This window comes from Micromonospora zingiberis (assembly GCF_004331455.1).
Classification (GTDB): domain Bacteria; phylum Actinomycetota; class Actinomycetes; order Mycobacteriales; family Micromonosporaceae; genus Micromonospora; species Micromonospora zingiberis.
In genome coordinates this window covers 336,190-352,009 of sequence record NZ_SJJR01000002.1, presented here as the reverse complement: position 1 = coordinate 352,009, position 15,820 = coordinate 336,190, and the positions used below count along the sequence as shown (strand labels likewise).

The following is a 15,820-nucleotide window of genomic DNA, read 5'->3' as shown; positions in this document are numbered from 1 at the left end:
GGGGAGATCCGGACGGTCACGCCGTCCGAGGAACGAACGCGGGGAGCGTAACGGATCGGGCCGACGTTTCGGGGAGCGTTTGTCAGTCGACGGCGCTCGCCATCTCCCGCAGTTCGTTGTCCCGGGCATCGCCGACCACGATCACGGTACGGTCCGGCTCAAGCAACACCAGCGCCTGCTCGTTACCCCGCGCGGTGTACCGCTGCCAGGTCCCGCTGCCAAGGTCGGCCTGGCCCTGCGGCCGTCCCTCGTCGGTGAGTTCGACGGGCAGCAGCTGCTCCGGCGGCACGTTGCTCTGCACCAACTGGAGGCCACGCCCCTCGGGAGTGACATATCCCACGCGCAACGTGGCGCCGCCGTCGGCCGTGCGGTAGGAGGCCCGTACGGAACGCCAGCCGTCGCCCAGGCCGGCCGGTTCGCTCACCGGGAACACCCCGGCCGCTCGGGCCTGTTCGAAGGTGGGCGCCGGATCGACGGCAATCGGCTGGTCGCCGCCGAGAAACCCACGGTAGAAGGCGAACAGCAGGGCGATCGGGATGAGCAGTACCAGCATCGAGATCACCATGTCCCGAGGCGACCGGGTGGAGGCGGGCGCCGCCGGCTCGCTGGCGGCCTCCGTCGGCTCGGTCAGCTGCTGGGGTACGCCCGGGTCGCTCGGCCGTTCGGCGGTGGGCTGGTCACCGCCCGATGGCTGGGCTGCGGGTTCACGGTCGGCAGGCTGTGCGGGTTCCACCCGGCCATTCTCGCAGCCGCCCGACCGGCGGTATCCGGCCCATCACCGCCCCGCCCCGGCCTCGCGTCCGCCATCGTGTGAGGATCAGGAACAAAGCCCGCAGCTGATCACTGCCGGCCCGGTCAACCCCGCACCGCCGCGAGGAGGAGCCGTTCAATGACGACCACCAGCACGCGTACCCCACAGAATCTCGACCGCAACCTCGCCCTCGATCTCGTCCGGGTCACCGAGGCGGCAGCGATGGCTGCCGGCCGGTGGGTCGGTCGGGGCGACAAGGAGGGCGGCGACGGTGCCGCCGTCGACGCGATGCGCAAACTGATCAACTCGATCCCGATGCGCGGTGTCGTGGTGATCGGCGAGGGCGAGAAGGACAACGCGCCGATGCTCTTCAACGGGGAAGAGGTCGGCGACGGCAGCGGTCCGGAGGTGGACGTCGCCGTCGACCCGATCGACGGCACCACGCTGATGAGCAAGGGGATGCCGAACGCGCTGGCGGTGCTGGCGGTCGCCGAGCGGGGCGCCATGTTCGACCCGAGTGCCGTCTTCTACATGGAGAAGCTCGCCGTCGGCCCGGCGTACGCGGACGTTGTCGACATCAACGCCGGGGTCGTCGAGAACCTGCGCCGGATCGCCAAGGTCAAGGGCTCCAGCGTGTCCGAGGTGACGGTCTGCATCCTCGACCGCTCCCGCCATGACGAGTTGGTCGATCAGATCCGCCGTGCCGGTGCCGGTATCCGCTTCATCTCCGACGGCGACATCGCCGGTGCCATCGCCGCCGCCCGCGGCGAGTCGGACGTCGACGTGCTGATGGGTATCGGCGGCACCCCGGAGGGGATCACCGCAGCCTGCGCCCTGAAGTGCATGGGCGGGATGATGCAGGCCAAGCTCTGGCCCCGGGACGACGCCGAGCGGGAGAAGGCGCTGGCCGCCGGGCACGACCTGGAGCGGGTGCTCACCACCGACGATCTCGTCACCGGCGACAACTGCTTCTTCGTGGCCACCGGCGTCACCTCCGGTGACCTGCTGCGTGGCGTGCGGTACCGGGCCGGTGGGGCGTACACCCAGTCGATCGTCATGCGTTCCAAGAGCGGCACGATCCGGGTGATCGACTCGTACCACCGGTTGGAGAAGCTGGCGCTCTACTCGGCGGTCGATTTCGACGGCCGGCCGCTGGCCGAGCAGGCGTAAGGCCCGACGCGCGGACCCTCGTACGCCGTCTCGCCGCAAGCGGCGGGGCGGCGGATCAGGGCATGGTCATCGGCGACTCGGAGCTGTACGGCCCGTCGAGTTCGGGCCGCCGACGGCGGAAGATGATCGCCGCCACGATGCCGCCCAGCAGCCCGAACAGGTGCCCCTGCCAGGAGATCCGCTCGTCGGTCGGCAGGACGCCGACCAGTTGGCCGCCGTAGAGGAGGCCGACCAGCAGGAAGACGGCGAAGTTCCACCAGCTGCGCTCGAAGATGCCCCGGGTCAGCAGGATGCCGAGGTAGCCGAAGATGACCCCGCTCGCCCCGACGACGATCGTGTTGGGTGAACCGGTGAACCAGACACCGAGGCCGCTGACCAGGACGATCACCAGGGTGGACCAGAGGAACCGGCGGGCGCCGGCGGCCAGCACGAAGGTGCCGAGGAGGATCAGCGGGATGCTGTTGCTGTAAAGGTGATCGAAGCCGTGGTGCAGGAAGGGCGAGAAGAAGACCCCGTCCAGCCCTTCGATGCGCTGCGGGATGATGCCGGCGGCGGCGTCGAAGCCGGCACCGAGCCACTGGTCGAGGCCCTCGATCAGGAACAGCACCGGCACCACGGCGCACATGGCGACGAAGGCTCGGCCGATGGACGCGTAGAAGGCCTCGGTGCCGAACCGGTGCGGATCGCCATTGACGGGGTGCAGGGTCACCCGTCAACAGCTATCAGCAAACGCCGACAGCCGCCACTTTTCGCCACCCGGCACCGCCCGTCCGAGGCCGGTCGGGTGCCGACGGCGACGGCGGCGGGGACGCGGCTCGTCCGGTCTCCGCCACCGTCGCGGTCAGGTCAGTACCAGCCGGTGTTCTGCGAGTGCGTCCACGCCTTGCACGGCGTGCCGTACCGGCCCTTGATGTAGCCGAGCCCCCACTTGATCTGCGTCACGGGGTTGGTTTCCCGGTCCGAGCCGACCGTGGCCATCTTGTTGCCCGGCCGGGCCTGCGGGATGCCGTGGGCACCGGAGGAGTTGTTGTGGGCCCGAGGGTTCCAGCCGCTCTCCTTGTTCCAGAGCTTGTCCAGGCAGGGGAACTGGTCGATGCCGAAGCCGGCGTCGATCATCAACGCGCAGCCGGTCTTCCGGTTGCCGCTGTACTCCTCGCAGGATTCCGGAATCGGCCCGTCGTACGGCTTCAGGGCCCGGGCTGCCGCTTCCTTGGCCGCCTTCTCCTCGGCGGCCTTTCGACGCGCTGCCTCCTCGGCCTTGCGGGCCTTCTCGGCGGCGGCGCGGGCCCGTTTCTTGGCCTCGGCGGCCTGCTCGCGGACGGCCCGCACCTGGCGGGAGACCTGCTGCTCCTGCCGATAGTCGACATCGATCTGGGTAACACTGCCGGCCACCTGTGCGCCCGGGTCCGGGCGCGAAGTCTGGCGCTCTTCGCTCAGGTAGAAGCCGCCGGCAACGCCCCCGGAGAGCAGCACGACAGCAACGCCACGGGCGGCGAACCGGCTCCACAGCCGACTCACGAAGTGATCCCTTCGTCGGGGTCAGGGACACGGTGTGACCGCAGCCGCGCTGGGCCGAAGCACACCGCGAGCGCCCGCGACCGGCTGGCCGGTCACCGTAGACACACCGGGTCGCATCCCGGCGAGTCGTCCGCCCTCCGCGAAGGAGTGGCGAATGACCACCAACGATGCGTCTGGTGCGTGGGCGCCCGTGGGACACCATCGCGCACAGTGAGGCTGATGGGAAACCGCGCGACCCAATTGTGACGTGGGTCACCCGAAAAAGCCGCTAAAACTCCCCCTAATCGGCCATCACTGCGGGATGTCCTCCAGTAGATCGGTCACCATTGCGGCGATCGGAGAACGCTCCGAACGGCTGAGCGTGACGTGCGCGAAGAGCTGATGACCCTTGAGCGCCTCGATCACAGCGGTCACTCCGTCGTGCCGGCCGACCCGGAGGTTGTCCCGCTGGGCGACGTCGTGAGTCAACACCACCCGGGAACCCTGACCGATCCGGGAGAGCACCGTCAGCAGGACCCCGCGTTCGAGTGACTGCGCCTCGTCGACGATGACGAAGGCGTCGTGCAGACTGCGCCCCCGGATGTGGGTCAACGGCAGCACCTCCAGCAGACCCCGCGAGGTGACCTCCTCCAGCACGTTCTCGTGCACCACGGCGCCGAGCGTGTCGAAGACCGCCTGAGCCCAGGGCGACATCTTCTCCGACTCCGAGCCCGGCAGATAGCCGAGTTCCTGGCCGCCGACGGCGTACAGCGGGCGGAAGACGATCACCTTCTTGTGCCGGCGGCGCTCCATCACCGCCTCCAAGCCGGCGCAGAGCGCGAGGGCCGACTTGCCGGTGCCGGCCCGGCCACCCAGCGAGACGATGCCGATCGACTCGTCGAGCAGCAGATCGAGCGCGACCCGCTGCTCGGCGGAACGGCCGTGCACGCCGAACGCCTCCCGGTCGCCGCGCACCAACCGGACGGTCTTGTCGGGCAGTACCCGGCCGAGGGCCGAGCCCCGGGCGGAGTGCAACACCAGACCGGTGTGACAGGGCAGACCGGCCGCCGCGTCCACGTCGATGGTCTCCCCGCCGTAGAGCCGGCCGATGTCCTCCTCGCTCAGTTCCAGCTCGGCCATCCCGGTCCAGGTCGGGTCGCTCGCCTGACCGTGCCGGTACTCGTCGGCCCGCAACCCGACCGAGGCGGCCTTGACCCGCAGCGGCATGTCCTTGCTGACCAGCGTCACCTCCCGCCCCTCGGCGGCGAGGTTCAGCGCGACGGAGAGAATCCGGGCGTCGTTGGACTCGTTGCGGAAACCCGGCGGCAGCACGCCGTCGTCGGTGTGGTTGAGCTCCACCCGCAGCGTGCCACCGGCGTCGTTGGCTGGCACCGGCTCATCCAGCCGCCCGTGACGCACGCGCAGCTCGTCCAACATGCGTAGCGATTGCCGGGCGAACCAGCCCAGCTCGGGATGATGTCGCTTGCCCTCCAACTCGGAGATCACCACCAGGGGCAGGACCACCTCGTGCTCGGCGAAGCGGTGGAACGCCGCCGGATCGCTGAGCAGGACGGAGGTGTCCAGAACGAAGGATTGCCCCGCTGGTCGAGGCTCCCTGGTGTCGGCCGACCCGGTGGCCGCGGTACGGCGGCTCCGGGCGGTGCGGCGGGTCGTGGCAGTCGCGGCCGGGCCCTGGTCGGCACCGGCGGTCGTACGGCGAGTCGTCACAGGCCTGCTCCGGCGGATGGGCACCCGGCCACCCGCGGTCCGCCTCCTCCGGGTGCCCGGCGGACACGGGGTCGGATGCGGGCCCCATGCGCGAGGTCGCAGGCCGGGCTACCGGCTGGCTCGGGACAATCCCGCGCCATGCCTAGACGCTAGCTCCCCGCACCCGTCCCGGCTAGTAGTCGTTCGTTAACGCCCGATAGCCGGTGACGACCCCGCCGAGCAGTACCGACGCCGGGCGCCGCGCCGACGGGGCGAACCGGCCGGGATGCATGCCCCCTGCGCGCACCCCGGCCGGTGGGACCACCGTCACCGGTCTGACGTGACCCCGGCGGCGCACGCCCGATCAAGCGATACGCCGCGTTCGTGGACGGGCCGGCAGGCCCGTCGACCGGTATCAGCCGGTTCGTCGTACGAGAGTGCCGGTCGGGTGCCGCCCGGTGACCGAGGCGGCCGGCGTCGCGAACGAGGATCCGGTGTACGTGGTGCCCGGGCGGGCCACCGCGGCGGGCACCCGGGCGTTGGCGGGCCCGGTGACCGCGAGCGCGCTGGCGATCGCGGCCTGGGCGTCGCGGCGCCGCCGGTTCCATGCCCCCCGGTCGCCATCGAAGTAGCCCTGCCGGTAGCCGAAGCGGTAACCGATCCGGTAGCTGAGCTGCCCGTGCAGGCGCCCGGCGGCATAGCTCGTCGCGGCGAGCACGAGGACGAGGAAGATGGCGAGGAACGGACTCATCCGGCGGCTCCGATCCCTCGCGCGCCGCTCATCGCTCCTCCGGCTCGACCGTGGTGGGGTCGGGCACCAGCAGCCGGTCGAGGTCGTCGGTGCCGATCTCCTCCACCAGTTCGACGCTGATCCGGCAGCCGTCCAGGACCACTTCGGCCACCGATGACCGGCGGATCTCTCCGCCGGCGTCGTAGACCCGGACGCTGAGTTCCGGGCAGCCGAGGTGGGTCCGCCAGGCGTTCCACTCGGCCCGGTCGCCGACACTCAGCGACAGGTAGCGGCAGCCCCGGGCGAGGTAGAGGCGCCATGGCGCGCTGAGCCCGGCGGCGACGCCCTCCGCGATCAGGCCGAAGGCCTGGGCACGGGTTGCGAGTTCGGTCACCGCGCCTCCCCCACACCGGGCGCGTAACGCAGGTGAGCACTGATCGTCTCAAGCACGTGACACACCGTAGGTTGTCCCATGGGCGTGACAGTATCAGCTTTTCGTTTGTTTGCCTCCGCACCTACGTACATCTATCCTGCCCAGGTGACACCCCTCAGGAACAGCGCTGGACCCCTGACCAGCCAGTCAGAATCGGCGTCACGTAAGCGTGACAGACGCGTGCCGAGCACCCCCACCCAAGCTCAACGGTCGTACGGTCACGAGGTGACCGAGACCGCCAATGCACGGAAGATCGCCTTCGCCACCTTCGTCCGACGGGCCCTCGACGAGGCGCGGGCCACCCGGGCATGGAGCGGCACCGAGGTCTCCCGGCGTACCGGCGTCTCGCGGCAGACGATCAACCGCTGGGTACGCGGCGACTGGGCCAGCGACCCGGAGGCCGAGCGGGTGGTGGCGTTCTGCGAAGGACTCGGCCTCGACCCGGCGGTGGCCTTCACGGCCCTGGGCTGGGACCGGGCCGCCTCCCGCCGGACCGCCCCGACGCCCCCACCGATGGACCCTGACGTCGAGGCGCTGCTGCGTCGGCTGGTCGACCCCGACGTCTCGGACGCGGAGAAGTTCCACATCCGAGAAACCATCCGTTATCTCGCATACCGGCCGACACTGCCGGCCGGTGTCCGAAAACGAGGAGAAGCGGCCAGCTAGTTCCTCAGATGGCGAAAGAACACCAGGTCAGCCTCATTCGTTTCGCTACGGGGCGGGAACGGGCGCGCTAGCGTCCGTGTTTGTACTGCTTGGGCTCGTCGTCGGCGGGGGGACGGGACAAGGCCGAACCCAGCCCTGCGGGACAGAAGGAGGGTCTTTCATGACCCTGAAATGGTCGGCAGTCGTGGTCGCGACAATCTCGGTGACGCTCTGCGTGACCGGTAACGCCGTGACCCTGGCCCTCAACGGCGGGCAGCTTCCCCTGCTCGTCAACCTTTTCGCGCTCGCCGCCGCGGGCACCGCGATCGTCCTGGCCGTGGTCGCCGAGCTGCACGAGCGGCTCAACGACCGGCTCACCGCGCTCACCGAGTTCCTGGTGGAGCGGCTTCGGGAGATCGAGGCGCACACCGGCGACCGGAACAGCGGTTTCGTGGAGGGCTACCTGCTCAGCCACGGCCAGGAGGCGGCCGTGGTGCCGTTCGGACGCCGAGGACGTGGAGCCGCCGAACGCTGATCACAAGGGCCAACCGAGCCGATTCCGGCCAGGATTGATCGCCGAAAGCCGGGGTACGCTGTCGCGCGTGCCGCCGTTGAATCTGGGCAACCAGCAGCCGAAGATCCCGACCGACGCCGACCAGGCCTGGCGGACCACCGCCGACCGGGCGGCCGAGACCATACTCTTCTTCGACTTCGACGGCACACTCGCGCCGGTCGCCGACGATCCGACGAAGGTACAGCCCGCGCCGAAGGTGCTGGCCGCGATCGAGGCGCTCGCCCCGGTGGTCCGGCGAATCGCGATCGTCTCCGCCCGGCCGGTGGAGTTCCTGCGGGAGCACTTCGGCGGGCTGAGCGGCGTCGACCTCTACGGGCTCTACGGGTTGGAGCACAGCCACTCCGGCGGCGAGACGGTCACCGAGCCGGCCGCCCTGCCGTGGGTGCCCACCATGGCCGAACTCGCCGACCTGGCTCGGGCCGAACTGCCGCCGCAGGCCCTCGTCGAGTACAAGCGACTCTCGGTGGCCCTGCACTGGCGGACCGCCCCGCAACTCGCCGACACGGTCGAGACGTGGGGTCGCGCCCAGGCCGAGCGCCTCGGCCTGCGGGTGCAGGTCGGGCGGATGGTGCTGGAGGTCAAGCCGCCGGTCGACCGGGACAAGGGCATGGTCATCGGCGAGCTGGTGCAGGAGGCCGGTGGCGCCTGGTACTTCGGCGACGACGTCTCCGACATCAAGGCGTTCGCCGCACTGCGGGCGCGTACGGCTGCGGATCCGGAATTTGTGGGGGTCTGCGTCGCCGTCGCCAACCCGGAGACCGGCGCCGAGGTCGCCGAGGCCGCCGACCTCACCATCGACTCCCCGGCCGCCCTGGGCGATTTCCTCACCGAGGCCACCCACCACCTGACCTGACACCGGGACCGGTCGGCCGGCACCCGAGACAGGGCCAGCCGGCCGGCTCAGCCGGCCGGGTCAGACGCCGAAACGGCGCTGGCGAGTGGCGTACGAGCGCAGTGCGCGGAGGAAGTCGACGCGGCGGAAATCCGGCCAGTTGAGTTCACAGAAGTAGAACTCCGAGTGCGCCGACTGCCAGAGCATGAAGCCGGACATCCGTTGCTCTCCGCTGGTCCGGATGATCAGATCCGGGTCGGGCAGGCCGCGGGTGTAGAGGTGTTCCGAGATGTCGTCGACGTCGAGCGAGCCGGCCAACTCCTCCAGCGTGCCGCCGTTCGCCGCGTGCTCCAGCAGCAGTGAGCGCACCGCGTCGGCGATCTCCCGCCGGCCGCCGTACCCGACCGCGATGTTGACCTGGGCGCCGCCGCTGCGCTCCCGGGTCCGTTCCTCGGCGGCCTTGAGCGCCGCCGCGTGCTGCGCCGGCAGTACGTCGAGGGCGCCCACCATCCGCAGCCGCCACGGGTTGCCCTGCTCGGCCAGTTCGGTGGTCAGATCCTCGATGATCTGAAGCAGCGGATCCAGCTCCGCCGCCGGCCGGGAGAGGTTGTCGGTGGAGAGCAGCCAGAGCGTGACGTGCCCCACGCCGGCGGCGTCGCACCAGCGGAGCAGCTCCTTGATCCGCTCGGCGCCCTTGCGGTGCCCGTCGTTCGGGTCGACGAAGCCCATGTCCCGGGCCCATCTGCGGTTACCGTCACACATCACGCCCACGTGACGGGGCACCGGCCGGCCCGCGAGCTTGGCCGTCAGCCGCCGCTCGTACACGGAGTAGAGAAGTTTCCGCAGAGTCATCACTTGCAGAGTAGCGAGCCCTCGCGCGATCGAGCGGGCCGGTGGCCGATACCGCACCGAGCGGCCGAGGCCGATCAAACCGACCGTGTGACAGGCTCGCGGACCAGCGACGGGGCGGCACCGACCGGCCGACCGGGCAACGCGCCTCGACCCACCGCCCGGGGCCCTCCCGGCCCTCCACCCTCCCCTGTCCAGGCGCTTTGCTCTGCTTCAACCCACGCAATGAACTCGGCCACTCTCCGTTGCGTGGGTTGGAGCAGAGCAAAGGCGGCGCGGAGGACTCGGTCGCCGGCCGGGCGCCATGCGACCACGGCCGCCGGTGGGTGGCGGGGCGGGCTCGGGCGGCGGGCTGGGCTCAGGCGGAGACCGGGGGCGGCCTCAGGCAGAGGCGGTGGCGCGGGCGGCGCGGCGTACGCCGTAGAGGGCGAGGCCCGCCGCGGCGACCAGGGGGGCGCCGTCACGGATCAGGCCGTCGACGCCGAGCAGCCACCAGCACAGCGGGAGGTCCACGGCGAGTACGGCGGCGGTGATCACCACGAGGAGGGTGCTCGCCCAGCGTTTGCCGCGCATCAGGAACGCGGTGCAGAACAGCACCAGGTAGCTGGTGGCGATGCCCGCCAGCAGCCAGAACAGCACCGCGGGCAGGGCGAACGCCCGGCCGTCGAGGATCGCCGCGGCGGCGACCAGGGCCGGCACCAGCATCAGCGGGCTGTAGGTGAACGCGGCGACCCGGCTGGTCAGCAGCCAGGCGCTCGCCTCGGGTCGACGCGGTGGTGTCTCCCGCCAGGAGATGCCGGACCGGTCGATGACCAGCCGGGGCCGGTGCCGCACCAGATGCTCGGCGATGGGCGGGGACCGGTACAGCAGCCACACCACCGTGGTGCAGAGCGCGGTGAGCAGGGCGAAGCCGAGCAGGCCGGGTAGTGGGGGCACGCCCTGCCGGGGCACGATCAGCCGACCGACCGCGAAGACCGTGGTGACGGCGAGGATCAGGCCGAGCGGGCGGGCCACCGTACGTCCTCGGCGTACGTGGCCGATCAGCAGCAGGAAGCCGAACGAACGCAGCATCGCCCAGCCGGTGCGTACCGCGAGCCCGAAGCCCTGCTCCGGGGCGTACCACCAGTTGAGCACCTCGACCACGACGGTGGCCGCGGCGGTCACGGCGAGCAGCACGGTCAGCGCCCGGACGGCGGACGGCCGCCGGACCTCGGTCTCGGCGGCCGTCCTCATGGGATCCGATGATGCCCGGATCCGGCGTCGATCACACCCCCCGCTGCGGCTGCTCCGCGTCGAGCCGGGCCCGCAGGGCGTCCAGCTCGGCCCACAGCACACCGGGCAGCTTGTCGCCGAACTTCTCGAACCACTCGGTGACCAGCGGCAGTTCGTCGCGCCACTCGTTCGGGTCCACCTTGAGCGCGATCCGGACATCCTCCTGGGTCATGTCCAGGCCGTCGACGTCCAGCGAGTCGAGCGTGGGAACCATGCCGATCGGCGTCTCCACGGCCTCCGCGCGGCCCTCGATCCGCTCGATGATCCACTTCAGCACGCGGGAGTTCTCGCCGAAGCCGGGCCAGAGGAAGCTGCCCTCCGGGTCCTTGCGGAACCAGTTGACGTAGTAGACCTTGGGCAGCTTCGACTCGTCGCCGTCGGCGCCCTTGCCCATCTCGATCCAGTGCCGGAAGTAGTCGCCGCCGTGGTAACCGATGAACGGCAGCATCGCCATCGGGTCGCGGCGGACCACGCCGACCGCGCCGGAGGCCGCGGCGGTGGTCTCCGAGGAGAGGGTGGCACCCAGGTAGACGCCGTGCACCCAGTCCCGGGCCTCGGTCACCAGCGGTACGGTGTCCCGGCGCCGGCCACCGAAGAGGATCGCGTCGATCGGCACCCCGTTGGGGTCGAAGTAGTCCTCGGCGAGGATCGGGCACTGGGTGATCGGGGTGCAGAACCGGCTGTTCGCGTGCGAGGAGAGGTTCTCGCTCCCCGGCGTCCAGTCGTTGCCCTTCCAATCGATCAGGTGCGCCGGCGGCTCGCCCAGCCCCTCCCACCAGACGTCGCCGTCGTCGGTGAGGGCGACGTTGGTGAAGACGGAGTTGCCCCGCTCCAGCGTCCGCATCGCGTTGGCGTTGGTCTTCCAGTCGGTGCCCGGTGCCACGCCGAAGAGGCCGTACTCCGGGTTGACCGCGTACAGCCGGCCGTCCGGGCCGAACCGCATCCAGGCGATGTCGTCGCCGATCGTCTCGACCTTCCAGCCCGGGATGGTCGGCTCCAGCATGGCCAGGTTGGTCTTGCCGCAGGCCGACGGGAAGGCGCCCGCGATGTGGTAGACCTTGCCCTCCGGCGAGGTGATCTTGAGGATCAGCATGTGCTCGGCGAGCCAGCCCTCGTCGCGCCCCATCACACTGGCGATCCGCAGCGAGTAGCACTTCTTGCCGAGCAGCGAGTTACCGCCGTAACCGGAGCCGTACGACCAGATCTCGCGGGTCTCCGGGAAGTGCGAGATGTACTTGGTCTCGTTGCACGGCCAGGACACGTCCTGCTGGCCGGGGGCGAGCGGGGCACCGATCGAGTGCAGGGCGTGCACGAACTCCGCGTCGTCGCCCATCGCCTCCAGGATCTTGGCACCCATCCGGGTCATGATCCGCATGGAGGCGACCACGTACGGGCTGTCGGTGATCTCCACACCGAACATGGGCTTCTCGGCCTCGACGGGGCCCATCACGAACGGGATGACGTACATCGTCCGACCGCGCATCGAGCCGCGGTACAGCTCCGTCATCGTCCGCTTCATCTCGGCCGGCGCCATCCAGTTGTTGGTGGGACCGGCGTCCGCTTCGTCCACCGAGCAGATGAACGTGCGTTCCTCGACCCGGGCGACGTCCGTGGGGTCCGTTCGCGCGTAGAACGAGTTGGGCTTCTTCTCGGGGTTGAGCCGGACGAGGGTGCCGGCCTCGACCAGTTCGTCGGTGAGGCGACGCCATTCCTGATCGGACCCGTCCACCCAGACCACCTGGTCAGGGGTGGTCAGTTCAGCGACCTCACGAACCCAGGCGAGCAGTTTGGGGTGGGACGTCGGGGCCTGATCGATACCCCGAACGGTGGCCGGAGCAACCATGACACATCTCCTTGTGGTCGACGCTGACCGGTCTATGGAGTGCACGAGTCTTGGCGCCGCGATGCGTCGCCTTCGTGGAAACCTGGGATTGGGCTCAGCGTAAACCGATGGACCTCGCCAGTCAGTGGGACTGGTTGTGAAGAACTGCACAAGGTACGGGCACGCTGCGGCTTCACGGACCTTTACCCGCTTTCGCGCGCAGTTTCACGCAAATCCTGCGGCGGACCTCCGGTCACCCCACCCGGCGGCGCCGCTTTTCCACCGGATGAGCGGTAGCGGAAAACAACTCCGGATTGAACAGATCCGGTTACGCTCTGTTCGTGCCCGTCCGCACCGCCGCGCCGGTGGACCCCGGATGCCGTTGCTCCCCGTTCGGGGGGCCGCCAACCGGTACGCTCGCACGGTGGCCGCCACGATGACCGGGGAGCCAGGCTCCCCGCAGACCCGATCGGGTCTGGTCCACTCCCTGCTCGACCGCTTCGGTCACCTGCTGCGGGAGTTGAGCAAGTTCGCGACCGTCGGTGGGGTCGCCTTCCTCGTCGACTTCGCCCTGTTCAACTACCTGATCGGTCCGGGCGGGGTGGAGCAGCTCACCGCGAAGATCATCGCCACGGTGATCGCGGCGACCTTCGCCTTCCTGGGCAACCGGTTCTGGACGTGGCGACACCGCAAGCGCACCAATCCGGCCCGCGAGTACGCCCTGTTCTTCTTCTTCAACGCGGTGGGCCTGGGCATCGCGGTGGCCTGCCTGGCCATCAGCCGCTACGGGCTGGGCAGCATCTGGCCGGAGGTCTTCCAGACCCGGCTGGCCGACAACATCGCCAGCTTCGTCGTGGGCACCGGGCTCGGGACGCTGTTCCGATTCTGGTCGTACCGACGGTTCGTCTTCGTGGATGCGGGAACCCCAGTCGCTGCGGATGTGAACCGGGACCGCGGGGCGTGACCTGCCGCCCACCCGTCCGGCCGGAGCCTGCCGGCCCGAGCCCACTGCCCTAAGGTGTTGCCCATGCCTCTTGTCCGTCTGCTGCCTGAGCGCTGGCAGAAGTTCATCCATGAGGCGCTCAAATTCGGCCTGGTCGGCGGCGTGAACACCGTCATCAATTACGCGGTGTTCAATGCCCTCGCACTCACCGTTTTTGTCGACGGCCAACTGAAGGCGACCGTCATCGCCACCATCGTGGCGACGATCACGTCCTATCTGATGAATCGGCACTGGACGTACCGGGATCGCCCGAAATCTGCCATGCGGCGGGAATATGCCCTGTTCTTCTTTTTCAACGGGGTTGGCCTGCTGATCGAACTCGGCGTACTCGCCGCCGCGAAGTACGGGCTGGGCGTGACCGGCCTGTTGGCGCTGAACATAGCCAAGACCGGCGGCGTGGTGCTGGCGACCCTGTTCCGCTTCTGGTCGTACCGCACCTTCGTCTTCCAGCCCGCCGCGCCGGCCGAGTCGGCGAAAACCTGGCAGGGCCTGCCCCGCGACGAGTGGGACACGATGGCCGAGATGGATCCGGTGGCCGAACTCGCCGAATCCATCACCGAGCTGGAGGAAGAGGAACCACCGGCCACCCGGCCGCCGGACCTCATGCCCCGACCACTCCAGCCCCGCGCTGCCGCGCTGAGCAGCGAGGCCGAACTCACCGCAGCCCTGGACAAGGAACTGGAGGCCGAGCTGGCGGCCGAACTTCAGCCCGCCCCGGCGCCCCGCCGCTTCCGGCGCCGCTGAGCCTGGACCGCCGAAACGCCCGCCAGCTGCGGCTGGCGGGCGTTTGTGGTGCAACCGATGCCGCTGGTCAGAGCCCGGACTTGTTGTCGCGTTCGGCGAGGATCTCGCGCAGCTCGCCGTCACCCAACGAGTGCTTGTCGTGGAACGCCTCGACCAACTCGTAGAGCTTGGTCTGGACCCGGTCGACCTTCGGCACGTCGGGCAGCACGGACTGGCCCCGCTCGCCGGCCGACTCGATGGTGAGCGTGCCGTAGCCCAGCAGACGCCCGACGAACTGCTGGTTCATCGAGTGGTCGTTGACCCGGCTGAGCGGGATGTCCCGCCGCTCCCGGGAGAACACCCCGTGCTGGAGCACCACCCGCTCGTTGGTGAACAGATAGTGCGTGGTGCGCCAGACGACGTACGGCCACAGCCCCAGGACCAGTACGCCCAGCACCGCCAGTCCGCCGATCACGGCAAGGGTGATGGAGCCGCCCCCGCCGGAGGGCAGGAACACGACACCGGCCGCCACCGCGGCGATGGCGAGCACCAGCACCGCCAGCGGCCGGATCAGGGCCTTCCAGTGCGGATGCAGATGCAGCACGACGTGCTCGTCCTCGGTGAGCACGTCTTCGGGGAACGCCACGGAAACCTCCTCGCAGAACGGACGCGCAGACCGTAACTCCCCACCGCCACCCCACCACATCCACCACGCGGTCACCCCCTGCCCGACACCTCCGCCGATCTTGCACTTCCGGTCGCCGATGCGCCCGTTATGCACCCATTCGCCCCGACCGTAACTGCAAGATCGACGCGCCGGGGGTGGGGAGGGAGGGAGGGAGGGAGGGGTGGGGGTGGGGGGTTAGCGGAGGTGGAGGAGGTCGGCGGCGGGGATGTGGTGGGGGGTGGGGTTCGTGGGGGTGGTGAGGAGTAGGTGGCCGTCGGGGTCGACGGTGGTGGCGGTGCCGGTCAGGGCGGTGCCGTCGGGGAGCAGGGCACGGACCTCGCGGCCTACGGTGCCGCACACCTTCAGGTACGCGTCGCGCAGGCCGCTGGCGCTCGCGTCGCCGCCAGCGGCCCGCCAGCGGGCGTACCAGTCGGCGAGCGAGCGGAGCAGGGCACGCAGCAGGGGATCCCGGTCGGTGGCTGCCGCGCCGGCCAGTTGCAGCGAGGTGGCCGGCAGGCCGGTCGGATTCTCCGGCAGCTCGTCGGCGCGCAGCGTGACGTTCAGCCCGATGCCGAGGACCACGGCCGGCGGGTCACCGAGGGCCGGGCCGGGCACCGTCTCGGCGAGGATGCCGGCGCACTTGGCGCCGTCGACCAGCAGGTCGTTCGGCCATTTCAGGCTGGCGTCCAACTCGGCCAGCAGGGTCACCGCCTCCACCAGCGCCACACCGGCCAGCAGCGGCAGCCAGCCGTACCCTGCCGGTGGTGCGGCCGGCCAGCCGCGTTCCGGCGCCGCGTCCCCGGGCCGCAGCAGCACGCTGGTCGCGATGCCGGCACGCGGCGGCGACTGCCAGACCCGGCCGCGCCGCCCCCGGCCGGCGGTCTGCCGCTCGGCCACCACGACCAGCCCCTCCGGCTCACCGTCGCGGGCCGCCTCGGCGACGTCGGCGTTGGTCGAGCCGGTCTCGGCGCGCAACTCCAGACGCGCCCACGGACCGTACGGCGCGACCAGCGCCCGGCGTAGCCGCGCCGCCGACAGCGGCGGGCGGTCCAGATCGGTGTACGGCGAACCCGGCATCCCGTCAGCCTACGGTTCGCCACAGTGAGGCGTACCGCACAGCGGCCACCGACCTGAACCATCGTTAT

17 protein-coding genes and 1 pseudogene are annotated in these 15,820 nt (G+C 70.2%); 7 read left to right on the top strand and 11 right to left on the bottom strand.

What is annotated here, in order from left to right; translation table 11 throughout:
* Window positions 1–82: 82 nt before the first annotated feature.
* Window positions 83–733: a DUF4245 domain-containing protein gene (locus E0H26_RS04650; RefSeq protein WP_131301156.1), complete on the bottom strand. Its 651-nt coding sequence runs from the start codon at window positions 731–733 to the stop codon at window positions 83–85.
* Window positions 734–889: 156 nt separating this feature from the next.
* Between E0H26_RS04650 and glpX the strand changes: the two genes are divergently transcribed.
* Window positions 890–1,921: a class II fructose-bisphosphatase gene (gene glpX, locus E0H26_RS04645; RefSeq protein ID WP_131301154.1), complete on the top strand. Its 1,032-nt coding sequence runs from the start codon at window positions 890–892 to the stop codon at window positions 1,919–1,921.
* Between the two features lie 55 nt (window positions 1,922–1,976).
* Here the strand turns inward: glpX and E0H26_RS04640 are convergent, their stop codons facing one another.
* The 5 genes from E0H26_RS04640 to E0H26_RS04620 form a co-directional block, all read right to left on the bottom strand.
* Window positions 1,977–2,630, bottom strand: coding sequence for a rhomboid family intramembrane serine protease (locus tag E0H26_RS04640; RefSeq protein ID WP_131301151.1), 654 nt, complete (start codon window positions 2,628–2,630; stop codon window positions 1,977–1,979).
* 137 nt (window positions 2,631–2,767) lie between these two features.
* The gene (locus E0H26_RS04635) at window positions 2,768–3,439 is read right to left on the bottom strand and encodes an aggregation-promoting factor C-terminal-like domain-containing protein (protein WP_131301149.1); all 672 of its coding nucleotides are present in this window, start codon (window positions 3,437–3,439) and stop codon (window positions 2,768–2,770) included.
* 291 nt (window positions 3,440–3,730) lie between these two features.
* Window positions 3,731–5,146, bottom strand: a complete 1,416-nt coding sequence (locus E0H26_RS04630) for a PhoH family protein (protein ID WP_131301147.1) — start codon at window positions 5,144–5,146, stop codon at window positions 3,731–3,733.
* Between the two features lie 394 nt (window positions 5,147–5,540).
* The gene (locus E0H26_RS04625; protein ID WP_131301145.1) at window positions 5,541–5,876 is read right to left on the bottom strand and encodes a hypothetical protein; all 336 of its coding nucleotides are present in this window, start codon (window positions 5,874–5,876) and stop codon (window positions 5,541–5,543) included.
* A gap of 28 nt (window positions 5,877–5,904) precedes the next feature.
* Window positions 5,905–6,249, bottom strand: a complete 345-nt coding sequence (locus tag E0H26_RS04620) for a hypothetical protein (RefSeq protein WP_131301143.1) — start codon at window positions 6,247–6,249, stop codon at window positions 5,905–5,907.
* A gap of 264 nt (window positions 6,250–6,513) precedes the next feature.
* On the opposite strand from E0H26_RS04620, the gene E0H26_RS04615 reads away from it, so the two are divergent.
* From E0H26_RS04615 to otsB, 3 genes are all read left to right on the top strand, one after another.
* Window positions 6,514–6,954, top strand: coding sequence for an XRE family transcriptional regulator (locus E0H26_RS04615; protein ID WP_131301141.1), 441 nt, complete (start codon window positions 6,514–6,516; stop codon window positions 6,952–6,954).
* Between the two features lie 160 nt (window positions 6,955–7,114).
* Window positions 7,115–7,468, top strand: coding sequence for a hypothetical protein (locus tag E0H26_RS04610; RefSeq protein ID WP_131301139.1), 354 nt, complete (start codon window positions 7,115–7,117; stop codon window positions 7,466–7,468).
* 67 nt (window positions 7,469–7,535) lie between these two features.
* Window positions 7,536–8,360 carry a trehalose-phosphatase gene (gene otsB / locus E0H26_RS04605; RefSeq protein ID WP_131301137.1) on the top strand — a complete coding sequence of 275 codons (825 nt, stop codon included), beginning with the start codon at window positions 7,536–7,538 and terminating at the stop codon, window positions 8,358–8,360.
* Window positions 8,361–8,420: 60 nt separating this feature from the next.
* Here the strand turns inward: otsB and E0H26_RS04600 are convergent, their stop codons facing one another.
* From E0H26_RS04600 to E0H26_RS04590, 3 genes are all read right to left on the bottom strand, one after another.
* Window positions 8,421–9,191, bottom strand: a complete 771-nt coding sequence (locus tag E0H26_RS04600; protein WP_131301135.1) for an isoprenyl transferase — start codon at window positions 9,189–9,191, stop codon at window positions 8,421–8,423.
* A 378-nt stretch (window positions 9,192–9,569) separates the two neighbouring features.
* On the bottom strand, window positions 9,570–10,421 hold the full coding sequence (locus tag E0H26_RS04595; protein WP_131301132.1) for a hypothetical protein: 852 nt from the start codon (window positions 10,419–10,421) through the stop codon (window positions 9,570–9,572).
* Between the two features lie 31 nt (window positions 10,422–10,452).
* On the bottom strand, window positions 10,453–12,303 hold the full coding sequence (locus E0H26_RS04590; protein WP_131301130.1) for a phosphoenolpyruvate carboxykinase (GTP): 1,851 nt from the start codon (window positions 12,301–12,303) through the stop codon (window positions 10,453–10,455).
* 136 nt (window positions 12,304–12,439) lie between these two features.
* Here E0H26_RS04590 and E0H26_RS30545 point away from each other — a divergent pair.
* From E0H26_RS30545 to E0H26_RS04580, 3 genes and pseudogenes are all read left to right on the top strand, one after another.
* A pseudogene (locus E0H26_RS30545) lies at window positions 12,440–12,521 on the top strand (GtrA family protein); the annotation flags it as partial.
* Between the two features lie 137 nt (window positions 12,522–12,658).
* On the top strand, window positions 12,659–13,246 hold the full coding sequence (locus E0H26_RS04585) for a GtrA family protein (protein ID WP_240742005.1): 588 nt from the start codon (window positions 12,659–12,661) through the stop codon (window positions 13,244–13,246).
* A gap of 63 nt (window positions 13,247–13,309) precedes the next feature.
* Complete coding sequence (locus E0H26_RS04580) at window positions 13,310–14,029, top strand: GtrA family protein (protein WP_131301126.1); 720 nt, start codon at window positions 13,310–13,312, stop codon at window positions 14,027–14,029.
* A gap of 67 nt (window positions 14,030–14,096) precedes the next feature.
* On the opposite strand, the gene E0H26_RS04575 is transcribed toward E0H26_RS04580, so the two are convergent.
* Window positions 14,097–14,654, bottom strand: coding sequence for a PH domain-containing protein (locus tag E0H26_RS04575; RefSeq protein WP_131301124.1), 558 nt, complete (start codon window positions 14,652–14,654; stop codon window positions 14,097–14,099).
* Between the two features lie 216 nt (window positions 14,655–14,870).
* On the bottom strand, window positions 14,871–15,752 hold the full coding sequence (locus E0H26_RS04570; protein ID WP_131301122.1) for a biotin--[acetyl-CoA-carboxylase] ligase: 882 nt from the start codon (window positions 15,750–15,752) through the stop codon (window positions 14,871–14,873).
* Window positions 15,753–15,820: the final 68 nt, after the last annotated feature.